This window comes from Bradyrhizobium sp. Ken51 (assembly GCF_055807435.1).
Window position 1 is genome coordinate 598,777 of sequence record NZ_JBVVPB010000001.1, and the last position, 18,260, is coordinate 617,036.

20 protein-coding genes are annotated in these 18,260 nt (G+C 64.0%); 8 read left to right on the forward strand and 12 right to left on the reverse strand.

Features of this window, described 5'->3' with window-relative positions; genetic code table 11:
- Positions 1–152 precede the first annotated feature (152 nt).
- The 4 genes from AC0L27_RS02620 to AC0L27_RS02635 all read right to left on the reverse strand — a co-directional run bounded on the left by AC0L27_RS02620 (position 153) and on the right by AC0L27_RS02635 (position 2,122).
- Complete coding sequence (locus tag AC0L27_RS02620) at positions 153–425, reverse strand: hypothetical protein (RefSeq protein ID WP_354207220.1); 273 nt, start codon at positions 423–425, stop codon at positions 153–155.
- A 160-nt stretch (positions 426–585) separates the two neighbouring features.
- Positions 586–1,317: a cytochrome c biogenesis CcdA family protein gene (locus AC0L27_RS02625; RefSeq protein ID WP_354056625.1), complete on the reverse strand. Its 732-nt coding sequence runs from the start codon at positions 1,315–1,317 to the stop codon at positions 586–588.
- A gap of 206 nt (positions 1,318–1,523) precedes the next feature.
- Complete coding sequence (locus AC0L27_RS02630; RefSeq protein ID WP_106942703.1) at positions 1,524–1,790, reverse strand: hypothetical protein; 267 nt, start codon at positions 1,788–1,790, stop codon at positions 1,524–1,526.
- A 14-nt stretch (positions 1,791–1,804) separates the two neighbouring features.
- Positions 1,805–2,122, reverse strand: a complete 318-nt coding sequence (locus AC0L27_RS02635; RefSeq protein ID WP_354207223.1) for a hypothetical protein — start codon at positions 2,120–2,122, stop codon at positions 1,805–1,807.
- A gap of 203 nt (positions 2,123–2,325) precedes the next feature.
- On the opposite strand from AC0L27_RS02635, the gene AC0L27_RS02640 reads away from it, so the two are divergent.
- The 5 genes from AC0L27_RS02640 to AC0L27_RS02660 all read left to right on the forward strand — a co-directional run bounded on the left by AC0L27_RS02640 (position 2,326) and on the right by AC0L27_RS02660 (position 6,899).
- Positions 2,326–3,372, forward strand: a complete 1,047-nt coding sequence (locus AC0L27_RS02640; RefSeq protein ID WP_275170430.1) for a LysR family transcriptional regulator — start codon at positions 2,326–2,328, stop codon at positions 3,370–3,372.
- Positions 3,373–3,401: 29 nt separating this feature from the next.
- On the forward strand, positions 3,402–3,773 hold the full coding sequence (locus AC0L27_RS02645) for a helix-turn-helix domain-containing protein (protein ID WP_026233304.1): 372 nt from the start codon (positions 3,402–3,404) through the stop codon (positions 3,771–3,773).
- A 374-nt stretch (positions 3,774–4,147) separates the two neighbouring features.
- Positions 4,148–5,497, forward strand: coding sequence for a L,D-transpeptidase family protein (locus tag AC0L27_RS02650; RefSeq protein ID WP_473317893.1), 1,350 nt, complete (start codon positions 4,148–4,150; stop codon positions 5,495–5,497).
- Between the two features lie 111 nt (positions 5,498–5,608).
- Positions 5,609–6,430: an enoyl-CoA hydratase gene (locus tag AC0L27_RS02655; protein ID WP_354056632.1), complete on the forward strand. Its 822-nt coding sequence runs from the start codon at positions 5,609–5,611 to the stop codon at positions 6,428–6,430.
- Positions 6,431–6,614: 184 nt separating this feature from the next.
- Positions 6,615–6,899 (forward strand): hypothetical protein, encoded by a 285-nt coding sequence (locus tag AC0L27_RS02660; protein WP_354056634.1) that lies wholly within the window; start codon positions 6,615–6,617, stop codon positions 6,897–6,899.
- 33 nt (positions 6,900–6,932) lie between these two features.
- Here AC0L27_RS02660 and AC0L27_RS02665 read toward each other — a convergent pair whose 3' ends face one another.
- From AC0L27_RS02665 to AC0L27_RS02675, 3 genes are all read right to left on the reverse strand, one after another.
- Positions 6,933–8,012, reverse strand: a complete 1,080-nt coding sequence (locus AC0L27_RS02665; RefSeq protein WP_354056636.1) for an isocitrate/isopropylmalate dehydrogenase family protein — start codon at positions 8,010–8,012, stop codon at positions 6,933–6,935.
- 131 nt (positions 8,013–8,143) lie between these two features.
- Positions 8,144–9,211 carry an alcohol dehydrogenase gene (locus AC0L27_RS02670; protein WP_354056638.1) on the reverse strand — a complete coding sequence of 356 codons (1,068 nt, stop codon included), beginning with the start codon at positions 9,209–9,211 and terminating at the stop codon, positions 8,144–8,146.
- A gap of 148 nt (positions 9,212–9,359) precedes the next feature.
- Positions 9,360–10,556, reverse strand: coding sequence for a CaiB/BaiF CoA transferase family protein (locus tag AC0L27_RS02675; protein ID WP_275170424.1), 1,197 nt, complete (start codon positions 10,554–10,556; stop codon positions 9,360–9,362).
- 194 nt (positions 10,557–10,750) lie between these two features.
- On the opposite strand from AC0L27_RS02675, the gene glgA reads away from it, so the two are divergent.
- On the forward strand, positions 10,751–12,166 hold the full coding sequence (gene glgA / locus AC0L27_RS02680) for a glycogen synthase GlgA (RefSeq protein ID WP_275170423.1): 1,416 nt from the start codon (positions 10,751–10,753) through the stop codon (positions 12,164–12,166).
- 130 nt (positions 12,167–12,296) lie between these two features.
- Here the strand turns inward: glgA and AC0L27_RS02685 are convergent, their stop codons facing one another.
- The 3 genes from AC0L27_RS02685 to AC0L27_RS02695 form a co-directional block, all read right to left on the reverse strand.
- Positions 12,297–13,247 (reverse strand): oxygenase MpaB family protein, encoded by a 951-nt coding sequence (locus AC0L27_RS02685; protein ID WP_275170422.1) that lies wholly within the window; start codon positions 13,245–13,247, stop codon positions 12,297–12,299.
- An 85-nt stretch (positions 13,248–13,332) separates the two neighbouring features.
- On the reverse strand, positions 13,333–14,475 hold the full coding sequence (locus tag AC0L27_RS02690; protein WP_275170421.1) for a patatin-like phospholipase family protein: 1,143 nt from the start codon (positions 14,473–14,475) through the stop codon (positions 13,333–13,335).
- 70 nt (positions 14,476–14,545) lie between these two features.
- A complete protein-coding gene (locus AC0L27_RS02695) occupies positions 14,546–15,361 on the reverse strand; it encodes a 3-hydroxybutyrate dehydrogenase (RefSeq protein ID WP_275170680.1) in 816 nt (271 codons plus the stop codon).
- Between the two features lie 178 nt (positions 15,362–15,539).
- Between AC0L27_RS02695 and AC0L27_RS02700 the strand changes: the two genes are divergently transcribed.
- Entirely contained in the window at positions 15,540–16,427 is an 888-nt protein-coding gene (locus tag AC0L27_RS02700) for a LysR family transcriptional regulator (protein WP_354207230.1), read from the forward strand.
- A gap of 23 nt (positions 16,428–16,450) precedes the next feature.
- Here AC0L27_RS02700 and AC0L27_RS02705 read toward each other — a convergent pair whose 3' ends face one another.
- Together AC0L27_RS02705 and AC0L27_RS02710 are read right to left on the reverse strand one after the other, a co-directional pair.
- Positions 16,451–17,167 carry a peroxiredoxin-like family protein gene (locus AC0L27_RS02705; RefSeq protein ID WP_354207232.1) on the reverse strand — a complete coding sequence of 239 codons (717 nt, stop codon included), beginning with the start codon at positions 17,165–17,167 and terminating at the stop codon, positions 16,451–16,453.
- Positions 17,168–17,247: 80 nt separating this feature from the next.
- Complete coding sequence (locus AC0L27_RS02710) at positions 17,248–17,532, reverse strand: hypothetical protein (protein WP_211397066.1); 285 nt, start codon at positions 17,530–17,532, stop codon at positions 17,248–17,250.
- 242 nt (positions 17,533–17,774) lie between these two features.
- On the opposite strand from AC0L27_RS02710, the gene AC0L27_RS02715 reads away from it, so the two are divergent.
- The gene (locus AC0L27_RS02715) at positions 17,775–18,257 is read left to right on the forward strand and encodes a cupin domain-containing protein (protein ID WP_354207234.1); all 483 of its coding nucleotides are present in this window, start codon (positions 17,775–17,777) and stop codon (positions 18,255–18,257) included.
- Positions 18,258–18,260 lie beyond the last annotated feature (3 nt).

Genomic DNA, 18,260 nt, shown 5'->3' on the forward strand with positions numbered 1-18,260 from the left:
TTGTCGATTGGTCAAAAATTCTCGTTTCAGTATACGCTTTTGAAATTTGCCCCTCTGGGTGCAGTAGAATGAAATATTACCTCAGATTGCATCCGAAGTGTGTCCTTGCGGGCGAGGCGTTTTGCCCCACCCGGACCCGCTCAGTTGATCGCCTAGCGCTTCGCGGCGAACCGCGCCCAGATCTCGGCGTCGGTGTAAAAGTCGACGCCGCCATCCAGATCTCTCACGAGCCACTCGCCGAGATAGACAATTTGAGCGCCGCTGCGCCGCTCGTGCCGGAGCTCGAACTTTCCTTCGTCATCCCTTTGGAGCGAGCAGGTTGACTGGACCCAATTCGGCCACTCCGGCAACGGTTGACCTACAAATTGCCAGGCAACCAAAGCGACGTTGTTCGACAAGGATTCTAAGAGCAGTGTCTTGGTCACGAGATCTCCACGATGCGGTTTCCGCTCCTCCAACGTCTCGGGATGGAAAAGGTTTGATTTCGTTGGGCTCCGCAGTGCGAGCATGGCCGGAGGTCCTCAACGGTTCCTTTCAGGTTTCATCCGTGAAAACCCGGTCTCCCGCTGGTGCGTCCGCTGCGCCCTAACCGAACGTCTGCAACGCCGGAAACGTCTCCAGCAGCCAGATGCTCACATTCGAGACCGCGCCGGTGAGAAATCCAATGCCGGTGATCACCATCAGGACGCCCATGGCGCGCTCGACATTGACGAGATGGCCCTTCATGCGCGCGAACAGGGTGGAAAACTGCTCGATCATCAGGGCGGCGATCAGGAAGGGAATGCCGAGGCCGGCCGAATAGACCGCGAGCAGGCCGGCGCCCTTGGCCACCGTCGCTTCGGCCGCGGCGACCGAGAGGATCGCGGCGAGGATCGGGCCGATGCAGGGCGTCCAGCCGAAGGCGAAGGCGAGCCCCATCACATAAGCGCCCCAGAGGCCGACGGGCTTGGGCGCGGTCAAGCGTCCCTCGCGCATCAACAGACCGATTCGCGTCAGGCCCAGGAAGTGCAGGCCCATGACGATGATGACGATGCCGGCGAGGATCGAGAGTTCGGCCGACCAGGCGCGGATCAGCCCGCCGATCAGCGAGGCGCTGGCGCCGAGCGCCACGAACACCGTGGAGAAGCCGAGCACGAACAGGAGCGCCGACATCATGATCGCGCGTTTGGAGACTGATGCGGGCTCGTCGCTTTCGACATGCTCGATCGTCGCGCCCGTCAAATAGATCAGGTAGGGCGGGACCAGCGGCAGGACGCAAGGGGAGAGGAAGCTGACGAGGCCGGCAATCAGCGCCGCCGGGATCGAAACATTTTGCATGATGCAGTCGGAGCCATCTCAGGCGCCGATGCGGCGCGCGGGGAATGCGCGCGGCCCGGAGCCGAACCGGCTCTGGTGTAGCCGATGCGAGCGAATGCGCAACTGAGGCGCTCAAAACCAGGGCTCCTCCCGATGCCGTCTGTGATCACAGATGCGGCATCGGGACACGCACAAATCTCGCCAAAAAGCGAGGCTCGGCGGCGCGGCTACTTCACCACGCGGAGCAGCGGACGCCGGGGCTGGTCCTGCGTCTGCTTGGAGGGGGGCTGCGGTTCGCTGGTCGCGCTCCGCAACATTTCGTCGCACAGTGCCTTGAGATCGGCACTGTCAATTCCTTTGAGTTTCATCCGCACGTCCAGGATGACAATGGACAGCAGCTCGGCCGACTCGCGGCTGTTGCTCTCGTTGAGCACCCGGCGGCACTCTTCGAGCGTTTCCAGCACCGACTGCAATTGTTCGTCTGAATGCGACACGGGCGTTCTTTCCGCTAATTCGGCCTGTGAGACGTGGTTGTGACGACCTCTTTGGCCCCCATGGAGCGTCGAGGATAACACGAGGCCACTGCGCCCCCGAACATGATTTCAGTGTGTTTCTGCCTTGAAACCGCGGTTCCGGCGCGTGCCGCTTCGCCCCGCCGGCCGTCGTCGAAGCGCTCAGTCGTCGAACGCTCGATCGTAAAACACTCGGTGGTAAAACGCTCGGTGGTAAAACGCTTGGCGTACTGCAATTGATCCATCTCGGAAGGCGGCACCGGCTCGCGCGCAAGGACGTTCATTGCGGACAGCGCCGACGATCCCGCAGCCATGTCACGGCTCACAACGGAACTCACGCCACACCCCTCATGCGGGCGATGGTTTGCCCGATTTCCAACCCTTGTTCCCAGTCCTGGCAGCACCAGAATACCACTGCGGCGCAGTAAGGATGACGTTCAAAACTCGTCGTTCCCCAACCCGCCGTGGTTGTGGTTTGCCCAAGATTCTGCCAGTTTAGCGACCCGAAGGGACTTGTATGCACTCCTTGGCGGAAAGGGGCGTTCCACTGGAGGAACGCCCAAAGACAAACATCAGCGGCCTGTCGGACTGGGATGCGGCGCGCATTTTCCTGGAAGTCGTCCGATGCGGAAGTTTCCGCTCGGCGGCCGAGCGCCTGTCGCTGTCGATCAACGCCGTCCGCCGCCGGATCGATGATTTCGAACGCCAGACCGGCACCACCCTGTTCACCCGCGACGTCCACGGCACCCGTCTGACCGACGAAGGCGCGCTGGTGGTCTCCGCCGTCGAGAAAATGGAGGCGGCTGCCTTCGACGTGCTGCGCACCAGCGATTCGACAGCGAACGCCCTGTCCGGCGAAGTCCGCGTCGCAGTCACCGAGGGACTTGGCACATTCTGGCTCGCCCCGCGACTGGTCGAATTCCAGCAGGCCTATCCGAAGATCCTGGTCGACCTGCACTGCGCGATGCGCTCGGCCGACGTCTCCCGCCACGAGGCCGACGTCGCCATTCACCTGTCGCGGCCTTCCGCGCTCGACGTCAAGCTGGTGCGGCTCGGCCGCATGCATCTGATGTTCTGGGCCTCTGAGAAATACATTTCAAAACATGGCGCGCCGCGCTCGGCGATGGAGTTGATCAAGCACCGCCTGGTGCTGCAGTTCGCCGACCAGCTCGACGCCAAGCAAACTTTCGAGAGCTTCTTCCCCGGCGTTCCGGAGCGTGACCTTCTGGTCATGAAGACCAACGTCTCGAGCGCCAATTACTGGGCGGTCGCGAATGGCGCCGGAATCGGCGTATTCCCGAGCTACGCCGTTGCGCTTGGCGGGAAGTTGATTCCACTGGAGATCGAGCTGAACAGATCGCTGGATATCTGGTTGTCCTACCACCCTGGTAGCGGCCGGATTCCGCGCGTGCGGCACATGATTGACTGGCTGATCGAAGCCTTCAATCCGGCGCGTTTCCCGTGGTTTAAGGAAGAGTTCGTGCACCCGCATGAATTCAAGGACGAGTATATGGGCGAACCCCTGACCCAGCTCTTCGGGGGGTTTTCAACCGAAGACCGATGAGAAAAAAGATGAAGACAGCGGCGAAGAGAATGAAGCAGCGCAGTGCCGGCAAGCCGGACATTGAGCTGGGCAAGCGGATCCGTCTGCGGCGCGTCGAGATGAAGGTCTCGCAGGCCGAGCTCGGCGAGAAGCTCGGCGTCAGCTTCCAGCAGGTCCAGAAGTACGAGAAGGGCGTCAATCGCGTCGGCGCAGCCCGGCTTCAGCAGATCGCCACCGCCCTCGATGTGCCCGTGACCTTCTTCTATGACGGCGACAACAAGGCGCGCGAAGTCGAGAGCCTGCTCTTCCTGGACTCGGCCTTCAGCCTCCGCCTGCTGCGCGCCTATAGCAAGATCAAGGACCAGACGGTGCAGCGTCAGCTCGTCTCGCTGATGGAATCGATCGCAGCGAACGAAGCCTGAGCCGATCGGCGCCCGCGCCTTTCCGCCCGATGTTCAATCCGCCGCGTCACGGGGCGCGGCTGGATTGGACGAGACCCGGACGAGATCTATCCGGCCCGCGTGCTTGCGCGGACTTCTCGGGGCGGCATGACCGCCCCTTTTTGTTGACCATTTTTCCCGCCGTCGCCCGCAGTTTGCGCGAACCCATTCCGGCCCTGTCGCGACCCAATCCAGAGACCGCCGCCCGGCGTCCGGAGCTCGCGATGCGCCGTGCTTAAGGGAGCCGCAACCGGGAGGCGCTAGCCTCCCGCCGATTTCTCGAATCAGCGCGACGACCGGGAATTGCCGATGCGAGCCCCCGTCCGGGCCTCGTTCTCATGGGAAAGATGGGACACATGTCGAAACGCCATGCGATGATCATTGCCGTCGGCATGCTTGCGAGCGCCTCCGCGCTTGCTCAGACCGAGACCATTGGACAGGCCGGGCCCAAGCCGGCGACTGCGGCTGGCACGGTGCCGGCCACCGCCAATCCGGCCCACGCAGCCGCACCGAAAACTGCAGCGCCGGCGTCCGCTTCGACGGCAGAGAGCCGCTCGGCCGCCGCGCTCGCGCTGACGCACGAGCCGACCTATGACGAGGGCTCCGCCCAGCGCATCAAGGATACGGCGCTGAGCTATTCTGATCTCGCCGTGCGCGGCGGCTGGCCGGCGATCCCGGCAGACGCCAAATTCGCGCCCGGCGCCCAGGGCACCAATGACGATCTCCTGCGCAAGCGGCTGATCGTCTCCGGCGATCTTGCCGCCGACAAGGCGAGCGGCGCCTTCGACCAGGATCTCGCCGACGCCGTGAAACGCTTCCAGGCCCGCCACGGCCTCGCGCCGACCGGAACGATGACGCCCCGCACGATCGCGGCGATGAACGTGCCGGTGCAGAAGCGCATCCGACAGCTGGAGGCTTCGCTGCAGCGGCTCGAGAACATGAATTTCGGCTTCGGCCAGCGCTATGTCGTCGTCAACATCCCCGCCGCCTTCGCCGAAGCGATCGAGAACGACGTCGTGGTGAGGCGCTATCGCGTGATCGTCGGCAAGACCGAAAAGCCCTCGCCGACGCTGACGACCCAGATCAGCAGCGTCGTTCTCAATCCGACCTGGACGGTGCCCGCCTCGATCGCCAAGACCGAGATCTCCGCGCATATGCGTAAGGACCCCACCTATCTGTCGCGCATGCACATGGAGGTGCTCGACGCCCACGACAATCCGATCGACCCAAATTCGGTCGACTGGTCGGGCACGCATACGCCGAATTTCACCGTGCGCCAGCACAACGGCACGTTCAACGCGCTCGGCGCGGTCAAGATCGACATGCCGAATTCCTATTCGGTCTACATGCACGACACCAACCAGCGCAATCTGTTCAGCGACGATTACCGCTTCGATTCTCATGGCTGCTCGCGCGTCGATAATGTGCGCGATCTCGCCGCCTGGCTCTTGAAGGACCAGCCGAAATGGAGCCGCGCCGCGATCGACGCGGGCATCGCCAGCGGCCAGCATCTCGAGGTCGCTATGGCGAAGAAAGTGCCGGTGGCCTGGATCTACCTCACGGCGTGGATGACCAAAGACCAGACCGTCCAGTTCCGCAACGACGTCTATCACCAGGACGAGCAGCTGCTGGAGGACACCGCCGAAGAGGCGGCATTCTTCAGCAGTGCCGGCAGCCATCCGTTAACGGCGCACATGACGAGATAGACCGCGCCATGCAATCGCGGCACAGGCGGCTGCAAAGCCACCTCCGTTGCCGCGGTTGACCCTGGCCTCGCCCCGGCCGAACATTGCGCCTCGCCAACGAAAGCGAGCGCGATGTCCGACATATCAAGCACGACCGAAATTCCCTACGCCGACGGCAAGATCCTCAAGCACACAGCCGGTGGCGTCGGCGTGATCACCTTTAACAATCCCGACAAGCGCAATGCGATGTCGCTGGAGATGTGGGAGGGATTTGGCGAGGCGTTGACAGCCTTGCGCGACGACGCTGCCGTGCGGGTCGTGATCCTGCGCGGCGCCGGCGGCAAGGCCTTCGTGTCGGGCGCCGACATCAGCCAGTTCGAGAAGACGCGCCACAACGCAGCTGCCTCCGAGGAATACGCAAAACGCAGCGCCGCCCAGCGCGCGCTGCTTGCCGATTATCCCAAGCCGACGATCGCCTGTATCCAGGGTTTCTGTCTCGGCGGCGGCATGCAGGTGGCAATGCTCGCCGACATCCGCATCGCCTCCCATGGAAGCCAGTTCGGCATTCCCGCGGCGAAACTCGGCATCGCCTACGGTTATGATGGATTGAAGCACCTGGTGTCGCTGGTCGGACCGTCCTGGGCCCGGCTCCTGATGTACACGGGCATGCGCATCGATTCCACCGAAGCGCTGCGCATCGGGCTGGTCGAGCGGGTGGTTCCGGAGGATCAGCTCTGGGGTGAGACCATGGCGATCGCCGAGACGATCTCGCAAAATGCGCCGCTCGCGATCAAGGCCGCCAAGCTCACCATCGCGCAGGTGCTGAAGGACGAAAGCGCGCGCGACATGGAGGCGATCAGGGCGGTCGGCAACGCCTGCATGGACAGTGGCGATTTTCGCGAGGGCCGGCAGGCCTTCATGCAGAAGCGCAAGCCGCAGTTCCAGGGACGGTGACTCCGTCGCGAGCAAAATGAAACAATCCAGAGTGCCTTTGCCTGCTTCGTCGCTTGGCTCGTCGCGATGACGGCAGGCAACGTGAACATGCATTCAGGAAGATTAAATTCCCACGCCCCTGCAACACCATAGCAACCAGCTGATTTGCTGGAAGTTCTCTCGCCATCAAACGAGGGAGATTGCGATGAAACTGAAATTTGCTGTTCTCGGGCTGGCTGCCCTGGGCGGCGCAGCGCTCGCGTCAGGACAGGCACTCGCGGCGATGCCGAACGGCATTCCGCAGGCCGACCGTATCGCGAGCGGCCCGGCAGCCGAAGTCGATCAGGTTCGTTGGGTGTGTAACCCGTGGGGCCGCTGCTTCTGGCGTCCGAACTATTATGGGGCCTACGGCTATTACGGCGGCCCGCGACGCTTCTACGGTCCACGTCCGTGGGGCTGGGGCGGTCACCGCCACTGGCGTCGCTGGTGAATTGCGAGGGGCCGGGAGGCCCCTCTTCCTTGACTATAGCGCCTCGAGCACCGCCTTCGTGATGTCGGCGGTGCCGTTGCTGCCGCCGAACTCCATCGGCTTGAGGCCGCCGGCGTAGACCTTGTCCACGGCGCGCTCAATTTGCTCGCCGGCCTCAGCGGCGCCTTCGACGCCGTGCTTGTCGGCGAGCCAGTCCAGCATCATTGCAGCCGACAGGATCATCCCGGTGGGATTGGCCTTGCCCTGCCCCATGATGTCGGGCGCGGTGCCGTGGCACGGCTGGAACACGGCATATTTGTCCCCGATGTCGGCCGACGGCGCCATGCCGAGGCCGCCGATCAGGCTCGCGGTGATGTCGGAGACGATGTCGCCGAACATGTTCTCCATCACCATCACGTCGAAGTCCCAGGGGCGCTTCACCAGCATCGCCGAGCAGGCATCGACATAGAGCCGGTCGGTCTTCACCTCCGGATGACGCTTGGCGATCTCGTCGAAAATACCGCGGAAGAACGCAAAGGCCTTGAACACGTTCGCCTTGTCGACGCAAGCCAGCATCCCCGGCTTGCCGCGCGCCTTGCGCCGCTCGGCGAGGCGAAACGAGAACTCGAACAGGCGCTCGGACGTCTTGCGCGTGATCACCATGGTTTCGCGCGCGTCCTCGTGGGTGACGACGCCCTTGCCCATCGAGGCGAACAGGCCCTCGGTGGACTCCCTGATCACGACGAGATCGATTCCACGCTGGTCGGCGCCGACGATCGGGCTCGGCACGCCCGGAATGAGCCGCGCCGGGCGCACACCGGCATAGAGATCGAAGATGAAGCGCAGCTCGATCTGCGGCGCGATCTCAGTGTTATCAGGATAGCGCACCGACGGCAGGCCGCATGCGCCGAGCAGGATCGCGTCCGCCTCCTCGCACAGCTTGATCGTGGTATCGGGCATCGATTTGCCGGTGGCGAGATAGTTGGTGGCGCCCGCCGGCGCCTCGGTGAGGCGGAAGCTCAGGCCGGATTTCGTCTCGATCTTGCGCAAGACTTCGATGGCCGGCGCCATGACTTCGGGACCGATGCCGTCACCGGCGAGCACGGCAATGTGGAAGGCGTTATTTGCGGACATGGAAAGCCTCAGGAGGAGCGAGCTAAGTCGTCATTGCGAGCGAAGCGAAGCAATCCAGAACTGCATCTGCGGAGACAATCTGGATTGCTTCGTCGCTTCGCTCCTCGCAATGACGGAGGATGGAGCGTTGGTTACGGCGTCAGCACCGTGCGGCCAACCACCGCGCCCTGCTGCAACTGCACCAGCGCGTCGTTGGCCTTGGCGAGCGGCTGCCGCGTCACGGGGATCGGCGCTATGTTCTTCGCTCGCACGAGGTCGAGCAGTTCCTGCGTCTCGCGTAGATTGCCGACGTAGCTGCCCTGGATCGTCACCGCCTTGATCGGAATCAGCGGCAGCGCCCAGGTCGCTCCGCCGCCGAACAGGCCGACGATGACGAGCTTGCCGCCCTTGGTCAGACAGTCGAAGCCGAGTTGCGTGGTGGCGGCGTTGCCGACGAGATCAAGCACGGCGCGGATGGGACCACCGGCTTTCTTGGCAAGCTGCTCCAGCGCGTCGGGCGCCTTGGGATCGACGGTCGCGAGCGCGCCGGCTTGCTCCGCAGCTTCGCGTTTCTTCGTGTCGATATCGATCATGATCGCGCCCTTGCCACCCATCGCCTTCAGCAGCGACAGTGCCATCAGGCCGAGTCCGCCGGCGCCGAACATCACGATCGGCGTGTCGAAGTGCTGCTCGAGCTTCTTCAGCGCGCTGTAGGTCGTGACGCCCGAGCAGGCGTAGGGCGCAGCCGACGCGGGATCGAGGCCTCTAAGATTGAGCAGATAGCGCGGATGCGGCACCAGCATGTGGTCGGAATAGCCACCGTCGCAATAGACACCGAGCGAGCGTGGCGTCAGGCACATATTCTCATCGCCGGCGAGGCAGGTCGCGCATTTGCCGCAACCGATCCAGGGATAGACCAGCCCGACATCGCCGATCTTCACATCGCCCTGGTCCGACGACTTCACGTCCGGGCCGAAGGCAAGGACCTCGCCGACGGTCTCGTGCCCCATGGTCAGCGGCAGGTTGATGCCGCGGTCCTTCAGCGACAGCGGCTTGCGACCGTGGCCGAGATCGTAGCCGCCTTCCCAGATGTGGAGGTCGCTGTGGCAGACGCCGGCGGCCTTGACCTTGATGAGCACCTGCGTGCCGGACGGCTGCGGCGTCGCTTCGTCGAACTCCTGCAGCGGTGCCTTGAAATCGGCGACCTTGAAACTTTTCATCGGTGTCCTCCCGGATACTTTTCTTATCGCCGCCACCATCGCATGGGCGGCAGAACGAGACAAACTCGGACCTGTCTAGTTTAGGCCGACGGATGATGGCAAGCCGACCACACGCAAAGCCGCATTGCTTGCTGCACGAAGCTGTCCGTCAGCTTTGCGCGGCTGTTTTGCCTGACGGAATTGGTCCATCGTCGGGGAGCCCGATCTCCGCGCGCAGCCGGTCCGTGTGCTCGCCAAGCACGGCCATCGTCTTGCCCGGTGCCGTGTCGGCACCGGTCATCCGGAACGGCAGATTGAGGACCTGGAACGAGCCGCCTCCGTCTTCTACAGACGAGAGCGCCTCACGATGCGCGAGTTGCGGATCGGCCAGCGCCTCGGACACGGTGCGGTAGGCCGAAGCCGGCACGCCCGCCGCACCTAGCGCGACAAGACAGGCCTCGGTCGAGAGCTGCCGCGACCAGGCCTCGACACCGTCCATCAAGTCGGCCCAATGGTCGCGACGCGCGGCGTAGGTGGCGAAGCGCGGATCGGAGATCCATTCGGGGCGGCCGATCACCCCCATCAGTCCCTGAAACGTCTTCTCGCTGGCAACCGTGATCATGACATAACCGCTCGCGGTCTCAGTCGGCCCAAACATCGGGCGCGGCGGCGGCTTCACGGTGAACTGCGAGTTCTGCAACTCGATCACCGTCAGCGTCAGCATCGATTCGAGCATGGAAACGTCGATGTGCTGGCCGAGCCCGGTGACCGTTCGCTGGTAGAGCGCCGACGCGATCGCGCCGAACCCGTAGGTGCCGGTGACGACGTCGGCATGGTAGATGCCGCAATAATCCGGGCGGCTGCGGCCGGGCTGGTAGGCGAGATGCGCCATGTCGTAGCCGGAGGCTGCATGGATCACCGGCGCATAGGCCGGCAGTTCGGCCGACGGGCCGCTCTGGCCGTAGCCGGAGATCGAGCAGTAGATCAGCTTCGGGTTGATGGCGCGCATTCTGTCGTAGTCGAGCCGCAGCCGGTGCATCACGCCGGGGCGGAAGTTCTCGACCAGGATGTCGGCGGTCGCGGCCAGCCGGCGGACCGCCTCCTTGCCGTCCTCGGACTTGAGGTCGAGCACGACGCTCTTCTTGCCGACATTGAGCTGGCCGAACACGGTGCTGCAGCCCTTGCGCAGCGGCGGCCGGGTCCGCATCGTCTCGCCGCCGTCGGTCTCGATCTTGATGACCTCGGCGCCCATGTCGGCGAGCATGCGCGCACAGTGGGGGCCGGCGATGGTGGTCGAAAAATCCAGGACCCTGAGGCCGGCAAAGGCCTTTGTCGTCGTCCCCTCATGCTTATCTGATAGCTGCATGCCTGCTTGCGCCCTCGGGTCACTAGGAACTTATCGAAGTTCTCTGTTGTTGGTGCGCCGACCCTAGAGCGCGGCGCCTGAGTAGGAAAGTCTTTACCGAAGAGACACGTCTCACGGGCGGGCTTGGGAAATCCGGGGCAACTGGACCCGTTCTTGCATAGCAGCAATCGGGCTCCGGCAGAGGGCAGCAGTTCTTGAGGGTCTTGTTCGTTACAACGGAGATGGACGACTTTGTCCGCGTTGGCGGACTCGGAGCCGTTTCCGCTGCACTCCCCCGAGCCCTTCGTCCCTTCGCCGACATCCGGGTCATGCTGCCCGGCTATCGCGACATCATCGAACAACTCACGCATATTCAGATCGTTGGCCGCTGTCCGGCGTTCGCGGAGATGCCGGCCTGCTCGCTCGGCCGCGCCGCGACCAAGGACGGCCTGCCGGTCTATGTGCTGCTGTGCTCGCAACTTTACGACCGGCCCGGCAACCCCTATGGCGACGAGTCCGGGCGCGACTGGCCCGACAACGACATCCGTTTCGCGCGCTTTGCCTCGGCCGCCGCTGAGCTCGCGATGGGCACGCTGGACAAGGATTGGGCAGCAGACCTGATCCATGCCAATGACTGGCAGGCTTCGCTCGTGCCGGCCTACCTCGCCTGGCGCGGCTCCAAGCTGCCGTCGATCCTGACCATTCACAACCTCGCCTATCAGGGCCTCTTCCCGAAGGACTCGCTGCGGCGGATCGGCGCACCGGAGAGCTCCTTCCACATCGACGGCGTCGAGTTCTACGACCAGCTCTCCTTTCTCAAGGCCGGACTGGTCTACGCCTCGCATCTCACCACAGTCAGCGGCACCTATGCGCGGGAGATCACCACGGATGAATTCGGCTGCGGGCTCGAAGGCCTGCTTCGAGTCCGCTCCGACGCGGCCGAGCTCACCGGCATCCTCAACGGCATCGACGAGAGCTGGGACCCCCGCTCCTGCGCTCAGCTTGCCCAGCAGTTCGGCGCCGGCGACTGGATCGGCAAGAAGGCCAACGCGGACTATGTTCGCAAGCAGTTCGGGCTTGCGGTGTCGCGCGGCCCGATGTTCGGCATCGTCGCCCGGCTGGTGCACCAGAAGGGTATCGACCTCGTGCTGGCGGCAGCCGACGAGATCGTCGATGCCGGCGGGCAGATCGTGGTCACCGGCTCCGGCGAGCCGGCGCTCGAACAGGCGCTGATCGACGCGCATCGCCGACGCCCTGACGCGATCGGGGTCGTGATCGGCTTCAACGACGCCCAGGCGCGCCGCATCTTCGCCGGCAGCGACTTCACATTGATGCCGTCGCGCTTCGAGCCCTGCGGGCTCAGCCAGATGTACGCCCAGCGCTTCGGCTCGCTGCCGATCGGCCATCAGACCGGCGGCCTCGCCGAGACCATTACCGACGGCGAAACCGGCTTCCTGTTCTCAAAACCTTCGCACGAATCCTTCCTCGGGGGCGTCCGCCGCGCGTTCTCCGCCTTCATGGCGCAGGACCAGCTCGACACCATGCGTCGCAGTGCGATGGGACGCTCGTTCTCCTGGAGCATCCCGGCCGGCAGCTACAACGCACTGTACCGGAAGTTGGCGGCGGTGTGAGAAGCGGGGTGTTTCCTCGTCATTGCGAGCGTAGCGAAGCAATCCAGACTGTTTCCATGGCAGCAGCCTGGATTGCTTCGTCGCAAGGGCTCCTCGCAATGACAGTGGTTTGTGGCAGCCGCGGAGGACTTCACCCCTTCCCGCGCTGATCCATTTGCGACCGTCCGATCCAGACTCTGTTGAGGCACCGTGTCATCCAGTCCGGCTGCGGCTCGCCGCGCAACCGCGCTTGCGCTTCCTGGTAGGGACCGACATAGCGCAACCGGTCTGGCAATTTGGGGTAGACGCGCCGTATCCATCGGAGCGCATTTTCGGCTGCCCTCTCATCGCGCTCATCAAGTTCGAACCGAAACCCAACACGCAGGCGTTCCGGCAGCAGGCTTGCCGTGAGCGCGCGATACCAGCGCGGCGGACGCAACCACGGGCGCGCGCCACCAAAGATCTGCGCGGCGATCTCGCGCGCGGCCGGGCTGGCGGTCAGCGTGTCTGACTGCGCCATCGCCGCCGTATAGGCCGCAAAGTCAGCCCAGTCCGCCGCCAGATCATCGCCGGTCAATCCGAACAACGCGCCGAACGTCCGACTCTCGGTCCAATAGCGTTCGCGATTCTCCGCCGAGAGCGGCGGCAAAACCAGATCATGCGCCATCAGCGCGGTCTCGACCAGCGTGGCATGAACCCAGCGCAGCGACGGGATGTCGTTGGCACAGTAGCGCGAGCCTGCCGCGAACGGACCGACAGTCTCCGGCATCTCGCCGACGATCATGCTGTGGCGCCGGTGCAATTGCCGCGACGACAACAGCGCGCGGTCAAGCGAGCCGAACACCATGGCAAAGACAATATCGAAGGTGCGATGGAAGCGGCCAATCGGATCAGCCAAGGTTTTCGAATGCTCGGCGATGGCGGCGGCGACCCAGGGATGCGCGAGTTGAAGGAGCAGCGCCCGCCCCGCGCCGAGGAAGATCACGGCCTCGCGGTCGATCTGCCAGGTCACCGTATCAGGACCGAACACGCCGGCAACCGGTCCCGCCATATCAGCACGGACGTGATCAAGCGCCAGTTCCAGATCGCTTCCCGACACCACTTACATGGCCTTTCAGCTGCGGACGAAGATCGACGATCCGCAAGGCCTGTGGCATTTCGATGATGGCGGACGATCGCTTGCGGCCCTACTCCGCCGCCATCGGCATCTCGTCCATATGCTCGTGCAGCACCACGCCGGCAAGCGGATCGAATTCGCCGATCCACGGTTTTCGCGCGAGCACCGACCTCGTGTGGGCATAGCCGGCATGCCAGCGCCGCGTGATCCCCGACGGGCTGAAGTCGATATCCTTGGTGTGGGTCTCGCGATCGAGTTGCGGCGCCAGCAGCCGCACGACATGCATACGGGTCGGACAGCCGTAGCTCATCAGCTCCCTCACCGCGGCATCGCCGCGCTCGCTCTCAGGCAGGCGTTCCGCAAGCTGGTTGATGACATGGCGCAGGCGATGGGCCTGCTGCTGGCGTTCGATCTGGCTCGCGATCCGACTCGAATACATCACATCCTTGTGCCGGTTCAGCACCTCCGCCATCGTGGTCGGCTCGGCGCCGACGGGATTCCACAGATGCACGGAGAAGATCAGCGAATTCTTGCGCGGATTGTCGTCGAACACCGCTTCCGTCGGCGTATTCGAGAGGATGCCTCCGTCCCAATAGAGTTCGCCATCGATCCGCACTGCCGGGAATGCCGGGGGCAATGCGCCCGAAGCCATGACATGCTTCACCGTCAGCTCACCGTCGCGGCTGTCGAAATAGCGCATCTGGCTGGTGCCGACATGCGCCGCACCCACCGTCAGCCGCGGCGCGCAGCGATTGGCCAGATCGAAATCGACCAGCTCGCGCAGCGTCTCCTCTAGAGGCCCAGTGGAATAGAATCCGGCGTGATCGGCGCCGAGCGGATAGGAATCGCCGGCATGCGCCAGCGGATTGGGCCGGAAGAACCCTGGAATGCCGTGGGTCACGGCCGACCAATAGGCAAGCTTCTCGTTGAAGCCGGGAAATGAGGTGGGCCACTCCCAGACCGGCTTCTGTTCCATCCGCTTCCAGAACTCCCTCAAGCGCGCGAGCCGGTGCTCCGGCGCATTACCCGCAATAAGACTGGCATTGATGGCACCGATCGAGGTGCCGATGATCCAGTCCGGCTCGATGCCGGCCTCGTGCAGCGCCTGGTAGACGCCCGCCTGGTAGGAGCCTAACGCACCGCCGCCTTGAAGCACGAGGACGACCTGCCCGGGCAGGTCCTTGCGCTGAATGTTATTCTGCGTGCCGTTCATGGTTCGCTCCTGATCAGCCTGCACTGCTCCGAGATTCGCTGCCGGCCGCGACTTGTTACGCCGGCTCATGTTAATGCGCGGTCCAGCCGCCGTCGACCGGCAGCGCGACGCCGGTGATCGAAACCGCCGCGTCAGTCGAGAGGAATACCGCGAGCGCGCCGAGCTCCTCGACCGTGGCAAAGCGCTTGTTGGGCTGTTGGGCCAGCAGCACGTCGCGGATCACCTGGTCGCGCGAGATTCCGTGCGCCTTGGCCTGCCCATCGATCTGCGCCTCGACCAGGGGCGTATAGACGTAGCCGGGACAGATCGCGTTGCAGGTAATGCCCTCTTCTGCCGTCTCCAGCGCGGTCACCTTGGTGAGCCCGACGATGCCGTGCTTGGCGGCGACGTAGGCCGCCTTGAACGGCGAGCCGACGAGACCATGAGCGGAAGCAATGTTGATAATCCGGCCGAACCCGTTCTGTCGCATTGCGGGCAGCGCGAGCCGCGTGGTGTGGAAGGCCGACGACAGATTGATCGCGAGGATCTGGTCCCATTTCTCGACCGGAAACTGCTCCAGCGGCGCAACGTGCTGGATACCGGCATTATTGATCAAGATATCCAGGCGGCCGGCCTGCGCAACCGTCGCCGCGATCATCTCGGCGATCGAATTCGGCCTGGTCATGTCGGCCGGCGAAAATCTTGCTTTGACGCCGAACTCCGCCGCGATCTGCTCGGGCGTCCTGTCGAGCTCGGCCGCCACACCAAGGCCGTTCAGCACGATGTCGGCGCCGGCCGCGGCAAGTGCCCGCGCGATACCGAGGCCGATGCCACTGGTTGAGCCCGTGACCAGCGCAACCTTGCCCGCGAGCGCCCGGGCGGCGGACGTCTGCGGCTTGACGGACATATTCACTGGCAAAATCCTCCGACATGACGACTGGTGTTGAGCCGACTGTGAAGCATCGCCCGGTTTGACGGAAATGCCCGTTGGCTTCCGAAACCATGCCCGTGCGCTATTGCGGCCGGGATGTCATTCTCCGCCCCGATCGGCTAGCCTCCGACCGGTCTTGCTGGAGAGCCGATCCATGGAAATGCATCAGGTCCGCTATTTCCTCGCGGTGGCGCAACTCTTGAACTTCACGCGTGCCGCCGAGGACTGCAACGTGACCCAGCCTTCGCTGACGCGCGCGATCAAGCAGCTCGAGGCCGAGCTCGGCGGCGATCTGTTTCGCCGCGAACGACCCGCAGCGCAATTGACCGAGCTTGGCCAGCGCATGCATCCGCTGCTGAAGCAGTGTTTTGATGCGGCCACCGGCGCACGCTCGCTGGCCTCCTCTTTCCGCAGCGGCGAGATCGGCGCGCTTCGCGTCGCGCTGACGCATTCGATTGATCTTTCGCTCCTCATCCCGCATCTCAACCAGATCAAACGGCAGTTCAACCGGCTCGAATTCCGCTTCCTGCGCGGCTCGAGTCGTGAAGTGGCCGACTTGCTGAAGAAGGGCGAGGCCGAGCTCGGGATTGCCGCCGACATCGACGAGGCCTGGGAGCGGCTCGATGTCTGGCCGCTGTTCACCGAGAACTTCGAGCTCGTGGTCAGCGACGGACACCGCCTCGCCGGCCGCAGCAGCATCGAACTGGACGATTTGCGCGCAGAGCAGCTGTTGAGCCGGACGTTTTGCGAGCATTCCCGCCGCATCTCCGCGAGCCTGCGCGAGCACGGCATCGCCGTCGAACAGGGTCACGAAATTTCGAACGAGCGCGACCTGATAGAGCTGGTCGAGGCCGACATCGGCGTCGCCATGGTGCCGCACACCTCGCCCGTTCCGGAGACGCTGACGCGCGCTGCGGTCGCCGGGCTGGACGCCCGTCGCACCGTCAGCCTCTACGGGGTGGCCGGCCGACAGCGCACGGCAGTGGCCAATGCCGTGATGCGCATGCTGCGCGGTGCGGATTGGCGGGAGATTGCAGGCTAGCAGCGACGCTCGCTGCCAGCCCTTTAGGCCTCCCTGCTCGCGCCTTCCAATGCTTCAAGCAGATCATCGATCTCCATTCGCTTGCGGAAGTCCGGATCGACGAAGCGGGCTTTCACGAGACCGTCGCGACCAACGACGAACACGGCCGGGATCGGCAGCATCCAGCCATCATTGCCGTGGAATTTCGCCATGTCCTGGTAGGACAACAGGCTCTGGATCTCGGCACCGAGCCAGATCGCGAGATTGAGCGACAGCGCATAGCCGTTGTCGAGGTCGGTCAGGATCGGAAATGGCGCATCAGCTTCCGCTTTGAGCTGCTGGGTGTATTCCTGCGTCTCCGGCATGACCGCGACGATGCGCGCGCCCATGGACTCGATGCGATCCAGCGCTTGGACCACCGCACGGACATTGAGCCGACAATAAGGGCACCAATGGCCGCGGAAAAACATCACGGCGACCGGCCCGCTCTCGATCAGTGAGGACAGCGCAACGAGACGCCCGCTCTCGTCCGGCAACATGAACGGCGGCATCGCCTCGCCCGGACGCGGCGCGGTCTCGCCGCCGCCGCTTCCATTCAATCTCGTCACCAGATGATCGACGGCCTCGCCATAGGCCGGGAACACGTCGCGGCTGGCGTCGGCATAGGCGCGGAGCTGCTCGTTCAGCGTGCCATCCATGTCACGGCAGCGCTGGAAGGCGAGTTTGAGCCGCTCGGCATCGGCCGGCGAGAGAGAGGTCATCTTGCGCTCCAGCGTTCAGAGGACGAATATTAGGTGCCCGATCCGGCCGCCCGCAAGGGGCGGCCGTCATGCGCGCGCGATCAGTTCACGTAGAAATTGCCGGTCGGATCCAGCCGCCCCGAGGTGGAATAAAGCGATCCGTTGTCCATGAAGAAGACGGTGTTGTCGGGGACCTTCTTGGCGCTCTTCATCATGGCCTCGTGGTTCTTCTCGGCCGGGGCCATGGCCATTGCCGACATCTTGCCGGGTCCGCCATACATGTAGGCCATACCGGCCTTGAAGTCCCATGTCGCCTCCGAGAAAGCCGATGTGGCGATGACCGCGAACGCGGCCGTGGCAATCAAGGTCTTGGACAATTTCGTCATGAGATGCTCCTCCGGATTGACGTGAACGCCCGCCAATTGGGCGCCCTGCCATCGAACGCCAATCGCGCGGGAAGCGGAAATGCCGATCCCCAATCGGTTCGATAGCGAGCGCGTATCGGGGCCGATAGCGCCGGTCTATCGCAGCGAGAGCGAAAGAGCATTTCAGAACGAGCGCCCTCTCGACGAAAGTCCCGACATAGCCGGCGACCGTTGCGGTTGCGGCCAACACAGGAGACGTCCCGATGTTCAAGCATCACACATTGTCGCGCGCGGTCTGGCCCGGCCTTGCCATCCTCGGCGTATTGACATTCTCGGCACAGCCAGTCTTCGCCGGCGAATGCCCGGCCGACAAGGTCAAGCCAAACGCGCACCAGATGGTCGATTACAAGCCGGTCGGCGTCACCGACGTCACGCTCGGCGCCATCGACCTCGGCAAGCAGCCGGCACACATTGAAGGCCGCGAGCTGCGCTTCCGCAAGCTCACCATCGAGCCCGGCGGCGTCGTGCCCTGGCACAGCCATGACGACCGCCCTGCTTTGATCTTCGTGCAGCAAGGCGAGATCGTCGAACACGCTTCCAACTGTGTCGATCCGATCGTGCACAAGGCCGGCGACATCCGCCCGGAAGTATCCGGCACCTCGCATTGGTGGAAGAACCTCGGCAAGGAAACGGTCATCCTCTACGTCGGCGACGTCCGCAAGGATCCGCACGACCACAACATGTGACCA

Bases quoted from the DNA above. Each gene is read 5' to 3' on its own strand.
- AC0L27_RS02625 (WP_354056625.1), bottom strand. From the start codon at position 1,317: ATGCAAAATGTTTCGATCCCGGCGGCGCTGATTGCCGGCCTCGTCAGC.
- AC0L27_RS02635 (WP_354207223.1), bottom strand. From the start codon at position 2,122: ATGGCTGCGGGATCGTCGGCGCTGTCCGCAATGAACGTCCTTGCGCGC.
- AC0L27_RS02640 (WP_275170430.1), top strand. From the start codon at position 2,326: ATGCACTCCTTGGCGGAAAGGGGCGTTCCACTGGAGGAACGCCCAAAG.
- AC0L27_RS02645 (WP_026233304.1), top strand. From the start codon at position 3,402: ATGAAGCAGCGCAGTGCCGGCAAGCCGGACATTGAGCTGGGCAAGCGG.
- AC0L27_RS02650 (WP_473317893.1), top strand. From the start codon at position 4,148: ATGTCGAAACGCCATGCGATGATCATTGCCGTCGGCATGCTTGCGAGC.
- AC0L27_RS02655 (WP_354056632.1), top strand. From the start codon at position 5,609: ATGTCCGACATATCAAGCACGACCGAAATTCCCTACGCCGACGGCAAG.
- AC0L27_RS02660 (WP_354056634.1), top strand. From the start codon at position 6,615: ATGAAACTGAAATTTGCTGTTCTCGGGCTGGCTGCCCTGGGCGGCGCA.
- AC0L27_RS02665 (WP_354056636.1), bottom strand. From the start codon at position 8,012: ATGTCCGCAAATAACGCCTTCCACATTGCCGTGCTCGCCGGTGACGGC.
- AC0L27_RS02670 (WP_354056638.1), bottom strand. From the start codon at position 9,211: ATGAAAAGTTTCAAGGTCGCCGATTTCAAGGCACCGCTGCAGGAGTTC.
- AC0L27_RS02675 (WP_275170424.1), bottom strand. From the start codon at position 10,556: ATGCAGCTATCAGATAAGCATGAGGGGACGACGACAAAGGCCTTTGCC.
- AC0L27_RS02690 (WP_275170421.1), bottom strand. From the start codon at position 14,475: ATGAACGGCACGCAGAATAACATTCAGCGCAAGGACCTGCCCGGGCAG.
- AC0L27_RS02695 (WP_275170680.1), bottom strand. From the start codon at position 15,361: ATGTCCGTCAAGCCGCAGACGTCCGCCGCCCGGGCGCTCGCGGGCAAG.
- AC0L27_RS02700 (WP_354207230.1), top strand. From the start codon at position 15,540: ATGGAAATGCATCAGGTCCGCTATTTCCTCGCGGTGGCGCAACTCTTG.
- AC0L27_RS02705 (WP_354207232.1), bottom strand. From the start codon at position 17,167: ATGACCTCTCTCTCGCCGGCCGATGCCGAGCGGCTCAAACTCGCCTTC.
- AC0L27_RS02710 (WP_211397066.1), bottom strand. From the start codon at position 17,532: ATGACGAAATTGTCCAAGACCTTGATTGCCACGGCCGCGTTCGCGGTC.
- AC0L27_RS02715 (WP_354207234.1), top strand. From the start codon at position 17,775: ATGTTCAAGCATCACACATTGTCGCGCGCGGTCTGGCCCGGCCTTGCC.